Annotated in this window: 4 protein-coding genes, 1 pseudogene and 1 riboswitch; of the genes and pseudogenes, 2 read left to right on the top strand and 3 right to left on the bottom strand. The window is 40.9% G+C overall.

The window, feature by feature from the left end; translation table 11 throughout:
- On the top strand, positions 1 to 913 hold a 913-nt coding region (locus AAC037_RS10625), incomplete at its 5' end, for a 6-bladed beta-propeller (RefSeq protein ID WP_339902977.1).
- Between the two features lie 95 nt (positions 914 to 1008).
- A riboswitch (cobalamin riboswitch) is annotated at positions 1009 to 1201 on the top strand.
- 182 nt (positions 1202 to 1383) lie between these two features.
- Positions 1384 to 3711 carry a 5-methyltetrahydropteroyltriglutamate--homocysteine S-methyltransferase gene (gene metE, locus AAC037_RS10620; protein WP_339902976.1) on the top strand — a complete coding sequence of 776 codons (2328 nt, stop codon included), beginning with the start codon at positions 1384 to 1386 and terminating at the stop codon, positions 3709 to 3711.
- Between the two features lie 53 nt (positions 3712 to 3764).
- On the opposite strand, the gene AAC037_RS10615 is transcribed toward metE, so the two are convergent.
- From AAC037_RS10615 to AAC037_RS10605, 3 genes and pseudogenes are all read right to left on the bottom strand, one after another.
- Complete coding sequence (locus tag AAC037_RS10615; protein ID WP_339902975.1) at positions 3765 to 4742, bottom strand: DUF6340 family protein; 978 nt, start codon at positions 4740 to 4742, stop codon at positions 3765 to 3767.
- Positions 4743 to 4960: 218 nt separating this feature from the next.
- Positions 4961 to 6538, bottom strand: a pseudogene (locus AAC037_RS10610) (SusD/RagB family nutrient-binding outer membrane lipoprotein).
- A 113-nt stretch (positions 6539 to 6651) separates the two neighbouring features.
- Positions 6652 to 10083, bottom strand: a complete 3432-nt coding sequence (locus AAC037_RS10605) for a SusC/RagA family TonB-linked outer membrane protein (RefSeq protein ID WP_339902974.1) — start codon at positions 10081 to 10083, stop codon at positions 6652 to 6654.
- Between the last annotated feature and the right edge of the window lie 223 nt (positions 10084 to 10306).

Here is a 10306-nt window from a genome sequence, read left to right as displayed (position 1 = left end):
ATGGAGCAAAACCAACAGCAACAGCCATCCTGTAAATAACTGCCACGAAATGGTCTTGGATAAAAAGAACAGGCTGATACTGTTGACGGACCATCCGAAAAACAATGTCCTGGTTTATGATACTTCAGGAAAAATTTTGGACACTTGGACTTTAGGTTTTTCAGGTGCCCATGGTTTGTCGATTTCGGAAGAAGGTGGTGAAGAATTTTTGTTCATCACCGATACCGGTTTAGGAAAAGTGGTAAAATGTAGCATGAATGGTGAAATTGTAATGGAATTGGATCACCCATCCAAGATAGGCGCCTACACTGAACATGCATATTATCGCCCAACGGAAACAGCCATAGGCCCCAATGGGGATATTTATGTGGCCGACGGTTATGGTTCCCAGTTTATTTTGCAATTCAACAAGTCAGGTCAATTTATTCGCAAATTTGGCGGAGACAGTTTTCTCCAACCGGACAAATTTAAACAGGCACATGGTGTGGCCATAGATTACCGAGACCCTAGCAATCCGAGCCTACTTTGCTCTGCAAGAATAAAAAATACTTTCAAGCGCTTTACTTTAGAAGGGGAATACTTGGAAGACATTTATTTACCCGGTGCATTTATAAGCCGACCTGTTTTGGATGATGAAAATTTATACTCCGGTGTCTGTTTTGGTATGGAAAGAGACAATTATAACATGCATTTAAACAAAGGCTTTGTAACCATTTTAGACAAAGACAACAAAGTGGTTTCTAATCCCGGAGGCACCAAACCTGTTTATAAAAAAGGTAAACTTGAACTGATGTTTCAAGAAGAACCCATCTTCAAACATTGTCATGATGTGTGTTTGGACAGGGACAAAAACCTCTATGTTTGCCAATGGAATGCGGATGGTGTTTACCCCTATAAATTACACCGGGTATAATTTTACAGCTACCTTTTTCCTCTCCTTTTTGAAATTGTTGCAGGAAATGTAATTTATCTGTCCTACATTTGGGGGCAATAAGTTCTTTTATTATTTCTTTATCAACCGAAATAGGTTTTACTTAACGTGAATTAATAGGGAATCGTGTGAGAATCACGAACTGTCGCGCAACTGTAAGTAACTACAAAGGTTTTTACCCATAGCAAATCCACTGTTCTAATCTTAAGAATGGGAAGGAAGGTAAAAATGTTACAAGTCAGGAGACCTGCCTGTTTCGAATTGACAACGCTTTCGCGATCTAAAGTTTGGTGTCAGGTTGGATATTATCAACTAAAACAATTGTTTGCCATGGGATAATTGTGCCTTTTTTGATCAATTTCTACAACCAACTCCACTCCCATTTCTACAAAGCGTTTGAAATAAAGCAAAGGGCTTTTAACTCATTTTATTCATTAAAAAGTTAAAAGAACATGCAAACGCACATTCTTGGCTACCCGCGAATTGGTAGCAAACGAGAACTCAAAAAAGCCTGCGAGCAGTATTGGTCAGGCAAAATTTCCGGTACAGCATTAGAAGAGGCCGGAAAACAAATCCGTTTTCAAAATTGGAAAACCCAGCAAGAACAGGGAATAGACCTTATCCCTGTAAATGATTTCTCTTTTTATGATCAAGTGCTGGACATGTCCTTAACAGTAGGAGCCATTCCCGAAAGGTATGCAGCCCTTGTGAAAAATAAGGAGATTTCCTCTCTGGATCTTTATTTTGCCATGGCTCGAGGTTATCAAAAAGAGGGATTAGACATCACCGCCATGAAAATGACCAAATGGTTTGATACCAATTACCATTACCTGGTGCCTGAGTTTACAGTCGATCAAAGCTTCAGTAATCATTCTTCAAAGGTGGTTGAAGAATTTAAGGAGGCTAAAAAACTAGGAATCAAAGCCAAGCCGGTCCTAATAGGTCCAGTGACCTATCTCTGGCTAGGAAAAGAGAAAACTAAAGGTTTTGAAAAAATTGACCTTATTCATAAACTCCTTCCGGTATATTTGGAGATTCTTAAAGAATTGGAGGAAAATGGAGTGGATTGGGTTCAATTTGATGAACCCGTATTAGGCTTGGACCTCAATTCAAAGGAAAAAGAGGCTTTCCTTATGGTCTATAAAACCATCAGAAAAACGTTCCCCAAGCTAAAGACCTTACTGGCCACCTATTTTGAAGGATTAAATGACAATACAGCATTGGCCTTGTCCCTCCCCGTGTGTGCCCTGCATCTGGATCTGGTCAGAAACCCAGAACAACTGGATAAAATATTGAGCCAAATTCCTGAAAATCTGAGCATTTCTTTGGGATTGGTTGACGGCCGAAACATTTGGAAAAATGACTTTGAAAAATCGCTCAAAGCAATCAAAAAAGCCAGCCATACCCTTGGGCGAGAAAAGATCATGATTGCTCCCTCATGCTCCCTATTGCATGTTCCTTATGATTTGGAACTGGAACGTCAAGAAGACATCTTATTACCTGAGATTAAAAGGTGGATGGCTTTTGCCAAACAAAAATTGAAAGAGGTTACTTTATTGCAAGAACTCTCTTTACCCAATCCGGAAAAAAATCAGCTCTTGGCCTATGAGGACAATAAGGCCGCCATTGCTGATCGAAAAAACTCCGGCTTAATCCACAATAAAACTGTAAAACAAAGGGTAGATACCATATCTCCATCAGACGACAAAAGGAAGAGTAAGTATGCCTCCAGAAGTATCCTTCAACAGAATTTTCTTAAACTACCCCTTTTACCTACCACCAGTATTGGGTCTTTTCCACAAACAGGAGAGGTAAGGAAATGGAGGTCTCAATTTAAGAAAGGTTTTATTGACCAGTTGACCTACCTAAATTTATTAAAAGAAGCTACTGAAAAAGTCATTCGTAAACAGGAAAAGATTGGGTTGGATGTATTGGTACATGGAGAATATGAGAGAAATGACATGGTGGAATACTTTGGAGAACAACTGGCTGGTTTTACCTTCAGTCAGTACGGCTGGGTGCAAAGTTACGGCAGTCGCTGTGTAAAACCACCGATCATTTATGGAGACATCTCACGGCCTAAACCAATGACAGTTTTCTGGTCTAAATATGCCCAATCTATAACTAAAAGACGAGTAAAAGGCATGTTAACCGGCCCGGTTACCATCTTGCAATGGTCTTTTGTACGAAATGATCAAGACAGGGCAACCACATGTAAACAAATTGCCTTGGCCATTAGAGATGAGGTAAAAGACCTTGAAAATGCAGGAATCAACATCATACAAATTGACGAACCTGCCATAAGAGAAGGGCTTCCCTTAAGAAAATCAGCATGGAAAAGCTACCTCAAATGGGCGACTCAAGCTTTCAGGCTAACTTCTTCAGGCGTAAGTGATGCCACGCAAATTCACACCCATATGTGTTATTCGGAATTCAATGACATCATGCCGAGCATTGCCGCCATGGATGCAGATGTGATTACCATCGAATGTTCTCGGTCTCAAATGGAACTATTGGATGCATTTGCAGATTTTAAGTATCCCAATGAAATAGGCCCCGGCGTCTATGACATCCATTCACCAAGAGTACCTAGCCAAAAGGAAATGGTACAATTGATAAAAAAGGCTCAGGATGTAATTCCCACAGCTAAACTTTGGGTAAACCCGGATTGTGGGCTTAAAACCAGACAATGGGAGGAAACTGAAAAGGCACTAAAACTTATGGTTGAAGCTGCCAAAGAATTAAGAGAAATAGAGAAAATTTCCAATGATTTAACTTAAATGAATTTAAATCCGGGTTAGGTAATCAAATTTCACCTAATCCGGGTTTACTTTTATTGCTCCTGAGGAGAACTCAATTGCTGGTGAAGCAATTCATCTTCCATCATTCTTCGCTCAATTTCCTCTGCATAGGTCCTTCCGGGTTTAAATCCATACTGGGTATAAGCTTTCGCTGCCCATTCCTTGGCCAAAAATAAATCGCCAAGCACTTCTTGCCCCAAAGCAATATTGTAACACAGCTTACCATAGGTTTTTTCGTCAGCAGGAAGCGATAAGCCCTCTTCCCAACTTTGGATGGCATTCCCCCATTTATCTACCTCTGCATAGCGTGCGCCTTTTTCTAAGGATGTGCTTTTCTTTGACTTGGCATAGAAAGTACGGTTTATATCAAGGTACATTGGCGCAATTCTACGGACATAGGCCGCACCTGCCATCTGCCCAACATACCTGGTAGCCTGAGCTTTTTCTATAAGCAATGCCATTGCTTGAGTCTTGGTCTCAGCCTCGGCAGACCAAAGATTATTTTTTACCAAATCATCCTGATCCAGAATAGACCCGCTCTCAGGATCGTACAACCTAAACCCTACCTGTACAGTAGCCACCCCTTCCACCAAAATCCCGGGAACTTCTATGGTGCGGGCCTCTTCCTCTTTGCCTATTTTCTTTTTTATCGTGATCTTTTTATCTGTTAGGACAAAATCAGAACTGAATTTCTCCAAAGTCAATACAGCATCTGTCTGGTAACGCCTACAAAGAGCCCGCACCATTTCACGATCCAGGGGTTTGGGGAATGTCTGCGAAAATAAACCGCCTGTCAACCGCTCATTAGCCCTTACAATTTTATACCTTGGGGAGGTGCTTAACTCTTGCTGCACTGAAGCCAAGGTTCCATCTATAGCATTCTTCACTTCAAAGGGCATTTCACCTGTAAGAATTCCTTCGATAATGGCCACCCCTTGGCTTTCAGGTTTGGTCCTATCCACAATGAGTAAACGCTGAATATGGTTTGGCACATTAATTTCTGCAGGCATCAACCTGGTCAATGATACATTTTTAGTACATGAAACCATCACTAGCAGAGTGAAAATAATAGATATGCTTTGGGGTGGATTTAAATGTAGAAACTTCATAAGGCAAGAGCGGTTATTTTGCAATTTAAGGCGAATAAGCAAATCTAATGCCCAACCTTAAGCAAAAAAAGGACTTTTCTTTCGAAAAATCCTTTTTCCTGAAAAATTGTATTCATTATTTACCATGGTTTGCCGGTACCTTGAATGACCCAAGGTTTTGACCATGCACTATTGGCACCATCCACCTCCGAAAAGTTGGTCGTCTCCAAGCGACTCATGGCTGCTTCTGAATTGGCTCCATTTAAATTGCGCTCTTCTACCATATAATAAAAACGAACAGGTATCGCAGCTCTTATGGTAAAAGGCCCGGCCTCCAATTCAGGATAGCCTGTTCTTCGGTAATCAAACCAAGACTCAGCAGCGGCTGTCCAGGAAGCAATCCATTTTTGCTCAATTATTTGTTTTACCGTACCATCAAACATTACATTTTCTTGTTGAAGATAAGCTTCCGCTTGATCAGATAAGCCCCAAGTGGTAAAAGAGGCTTGGATTGCATTATTGTAATAGTCTTCAGCGGTTCCTCCAACAGCCCAACCTTTCAATGCTGCTTCAGCCAAAATGAAATTAACTTCGGCAGCAGTAATTAGTCTGGCTTTTAACAATGGTCCATTTGGTTCTCTATACCGGTCATTCAACCATGAAACATGTGGATTAAATGATGCTTGGTTGGCATCCGGACTTAGGTTATAAACTTGTGCCCCTGCTATCCCGGGAGGTATCCCTACATAATCCTGGTTTTGACTGATGTCTTCTAAGGCAACATTTCTGGTTTCCAACACATCCGGAGAAAGGTATCTTTTTCCATCTTGTATTACATCAGTTCCTTCAGGCAAACTTGCATCCACCACCAAAGGGATTTCAACAGGATTGGCCCAAACCCCAAGTCTAGGGTCATTTTTTGCCCGCATGGCTTCAACCAGTGTTTCTCACATTTTTAATCGCCTATAATTACTCGCATCCACATCAAATTTGGTATTATTAGGCCAGCTACTTGCTTCACTCTCGGTATTAAAAGACATATCAGCATCATCCCCGGCACTGGTAATAATAGGATAGGTCGCCGGATCCGCCAGTATAGTTTCAATTCCTTGCTTAGCAAAATCAGGCAACTTCTCTGACAATCTCATATAAAATCTAAGTCGGAGCGAATTGGCCACTTTTTGCCATTTGCTTGGGTCTCCATTAAAATATACGTCTGCGCTTTCTACGGAGCTATTGTAAGCAGATTGAGGTTTGGACAACAATTGATTTGCCATTTCTAATTCATCCAGAATGCCTCGATAAATGGATTCCTGGGTGTCATATACAGGAAAAGTACCCTCAGGAGTACCTTCAGCACCTTTTAGCGCTTCTGTATAAGGAGCATCTCCCCACAGGTCTGTGATCAGTCCAAACATCATTCCTCGAATCACCAAAGTGACTCCTTGATGAAGTTCTTGATCCAGTTCTACAGCCCTTTCGTATACGAATTGATTATTCCTTAGAATAGCATAATATCCTGACCAACTGTTGCTCCGATTCCAATCATAGGAATTATGGGAACCCGACCAGCCATCTTTTTGTGTATGCTGCATTACACCTGCTATATTCTGATAGCCAAGGTTAAGAACAGACTTACCTGCCTCTGTCAGCACAGTTGAGAGCACTAGGTTGGGATTGGCCGATTCAGGACTCGCACCGTTTGGGTTAATATTCATCTCTATGAGATCTTCCTTACAGGAAAATGTACACAGCAATAAAAGCGCCCAACCGAAAATTAATTTATTTTTGATAATCATAGTAATTTCGTTTATCAGTAGAAAACTAACAATTAAAAAGTAGCATTTATTTTAAACCCAATTGGCATCACCCATGGCATCACATTCCATCGTTCTATCCCTTGCTTGAATTGAGTCCCTGCTTGCGTGCCTGAAGATGGTTGAAAGGCCATTTCCGGATCAATGTTAATTTTTGCTGCTGTCCAGAGAATAATATTTCGGCTGTAAACAGAAAAACTAAGGTTTTGCATTTTTAGGGAATTGGCAAAAGTTTTTGGCACATCATAACCAAAAGAAACCTCTCTTAATTTCACAAAAGATGCATCATATAAGAATGCCCTAGCAAAACTCCAGGCGGTACTTCCTGCATAAGGCAAGGTTAAAGTTCCTCCCGGCTCGCCAATATTTTCACCTAGGTTTTCGGCATATGCGGTAGGGTTGCCATTGTCATCAAATTCTGTGGCATACACTCCCGGTATGAAAACTCCCCCATGCGGTAAAGTAAATGGTCCATAAGTGAATGGATAACTGCCATATTCAGGAGTCGGCCCCCCTACTAGTGGGAAATTGTTGCCATTGATCAAAACCATGGATTCCTTGTTGTCTACAAGGTAATTCTTCAATGCTTCTCCTTCCAATTCTCCCGGATTGATCAGCTTATCCAAGAATACTGATGACCTGCCATGCTCCTCACCGAATCGGTAAGTTTGGGACACAAAGTCACCTCCACTTCTCCAATCAAAGGTCAAGTTCAAATGAAAGTTCTTGTAAGACAATGAAGTTTGCATACCCAATACAAAATCCGGATTGAAATTACCTATTTTATTTCTTGAACTTACCGCATCTATGCTTTGCCATTTTCCGGTTTGATCCAAAATCGGATAACCAAAATAGGGTGATTCCGGATCTTTAACAGTTACCACCTCAGCATCATAAATATCCCCAATCTCTTCTCCCACATAGGTCCATGAGCCACCTCTGGCATCTTCCCATAAGGTGTAATAGGGCATATTATCAGCCAGTTCAATAATTTTGGTCCTGTTACGGGTAAGATTCAGATTGACTGACCAGTCCCAATTGTTATTTCGGATAATATCGGATCCAAGCGTCAACTCTACACCTTCACTTTGTAACAAGCCTGCATTGATTCTTTTTGATGTATAACCTGTGGATGGCGGTAAATCAATACCCAGAATTTGATTTTCATTCTGTACTTTATAGTAAGTTCCGCTAAACCTTAACCGATCATTAAAAAAATTCAAATCAATTCCACCCTCATAAGACGTGGCAATCTCAGGTTTTAAGGTAGGGTTCAGCAAACCACTTCGTAAGGAAAGTCTAGGTATATCACCCCATGCACCTGCATTATACAGGGTCCCCAATAGCTGATAAGGGTTGGCATCATTCCCTACTGATGCATAGCCACCTCTCAATTTTACCAAACTGAAAGGCTCAGGTAATTCCAGCATTTCACTGACCAATACACTTAAAGCAGCAGATGGGTAAAAGTATGGGTCTGCATCCGGCAAAGTGCTCGACCAGTCATTTCTGGCTGTCAGATCCAAGTAAAGCATATCCTTATAAGAAAGATTTGCCAATCCATAAACACTATGGATCCCTCTTTCAAAACTACTATTGCCATATTCAATATTGGCAGGAGCAATATTGCTTAGTGTAAACACGCCAGGGGTGATCAGGCCTACGCCGGACTTGGTTCCTGCAAATAAGTTACTACCATTTTGATACCTAATGTTTCCACCACCCGAAAGGGTAATACCAAAATCATTAATATCCTTATTATAAGTTAGTAGGAAATCTGCGTTGGTCTCCAGGCCATGAAGCTCTGTAATACCATAGGCACCTTCCGGTTCCTGACTGTAACTCCTGCCTATTTTACTTTCTCTGGTTTCATTGTATAAGTCCAAGGAATACCGGGCAAAGAAGTTCAAGGATGGAGAAATCTGCCAATCCGCTTTTACATTTCCAAAAACCCTGTCTCTTTTAAAGCTATTGTTCACTTCATAGGCAAGGAAATATGGATTATTTGTCGATCTCACATCATACGCCGCATCCATGGTTTTTTGTTCCAATCCCTCTTGTCCCGGAAGCCAATAATCCTCCAGATCCAGAATATTAACATGTGGAGAGGTTTCATAAGCCCACTGTAAAGGGTTGGTTCCACGTTCTCCCGCAGGTCTATTATTGGAATTGTTTCGGCTAACATCAATATTGGTACTGATATTCAACTTATCATTTACCTTAATATTGGAATTAATATTCAAGGTATTCCTGAACAAGTCTGAATTGGGTATAATACCTTTATTTCGCATATTGGAATAAGAGATCCTATAGTTCATGGCATCATTGCTGTTGGCAATTGAAAAACTATTGGAAGAGGTAATACCTGTTTGTACAAAATTTTGTGCATTGTTAGGGTAGGAAACCAAAGGCATCGCTATGGGGTTTCCATTTTCATCCAAGGGGCTGTTCCATTGCACCTGCTCATAGCCTTTGTCCAACTCTGCCCCAAAGGCAGCATTTACGTTTTCTTGAACCAAGCTGCCAAAAGGATTGGTCAATGGATTACCACTAACATCTACAGGAATCGCAGAATACTGTCCTGCACCAAATTTACTGTGCCATTTAAGAAATTTATAAGGCACATCAAAAACAGTATTGGTACTTACATTGACTGTTAATCGGTCTACATTACCTCCTTTGGTGGTAATAAGAACCACTCCATTTCCTGCTCTGGACCCATAAAGAGCTGCGGCACTTGGTCCTTTCAGTATAGATATATCTGCAATATCATCAGGGTTAAGCCCCGAAATCGCGTTTCCATAATCGACCCTGTTTTCAGAGCCAACCGACGAGACATTATTTAGCGTATTGGCAATCGGGACACCATCCACTACAAATAATGGCTGGTTATCAGTACTCAGCGAAGTGGCTCCTCTAATAACCATGCTTACGGAAGAACCCGTACCGCCGGTTGTACTGATGGTAGCACCGGCCACCTTACCAGCCATGGCATTCAGGAAGCTTTCTTGCGCCACTCTGGTCATTTCTTCTCCTTCCACACGTTCGATGGAATAACCTAAAGAAATTTCCTCCCTCTTTATTCCGAGAGCAGTGACTACCACTTCATTCATTTCAGAAGCGTCTTCTGAAAGTGAAACATTGATTACAGATCGATTACCTACCACTTCATTTACCGGTTCAAAACCAATGAAGGAAAAAACCAATACCGAATTGTTGTCGGGCACAGTTATGGAGTACTCTCCATTGACATCTGTGGCTGTGCCTGTCTGACCTCCCTGAAGCAATACATTTACTCCGGGAATTCCTAGGCCATCTCCCGTGGAGGTAACCTTACCTGTGACCCTTCTGCTTTGGGCCAACGCATCTGGAACCATGGATCCTATCAGGAAACACAGTATAATTAAATGATACCAGTTATTGAATTTAGTAAACCTCTTCACCATAAATTATTTTTATAGTTTATACTTTTTTTAATTATACTAAAATACTCCAAAACATACTACTCAAACCTAATATATATTGGCAATTAAACTTCATATCAAAAGATCAAGCAATATGCTAAACACAATTACATATTTCTATTTTGTTATAAGATGGCTCACCCGGCACTATTGAATTTGTTTCAAATTCTTTTGCAATTCTAAAACTACCATCTTTAGGATAAGT

It is taken from the genome of uncultured Cyclobacterium sp. (genome assembly GCF_963976465.1).
Taxonomy (GTDB): Bacteria; Bacteroidota; Bacteroidia; order Cytophagales; family Cyclobacteriaceae; genus Cyclobacterium.
The sequence above is the reverse complement of the archived record's forward strand: the minus strand, read 5'-3'. Positions and strand labels throughout refer to the sequence as shown.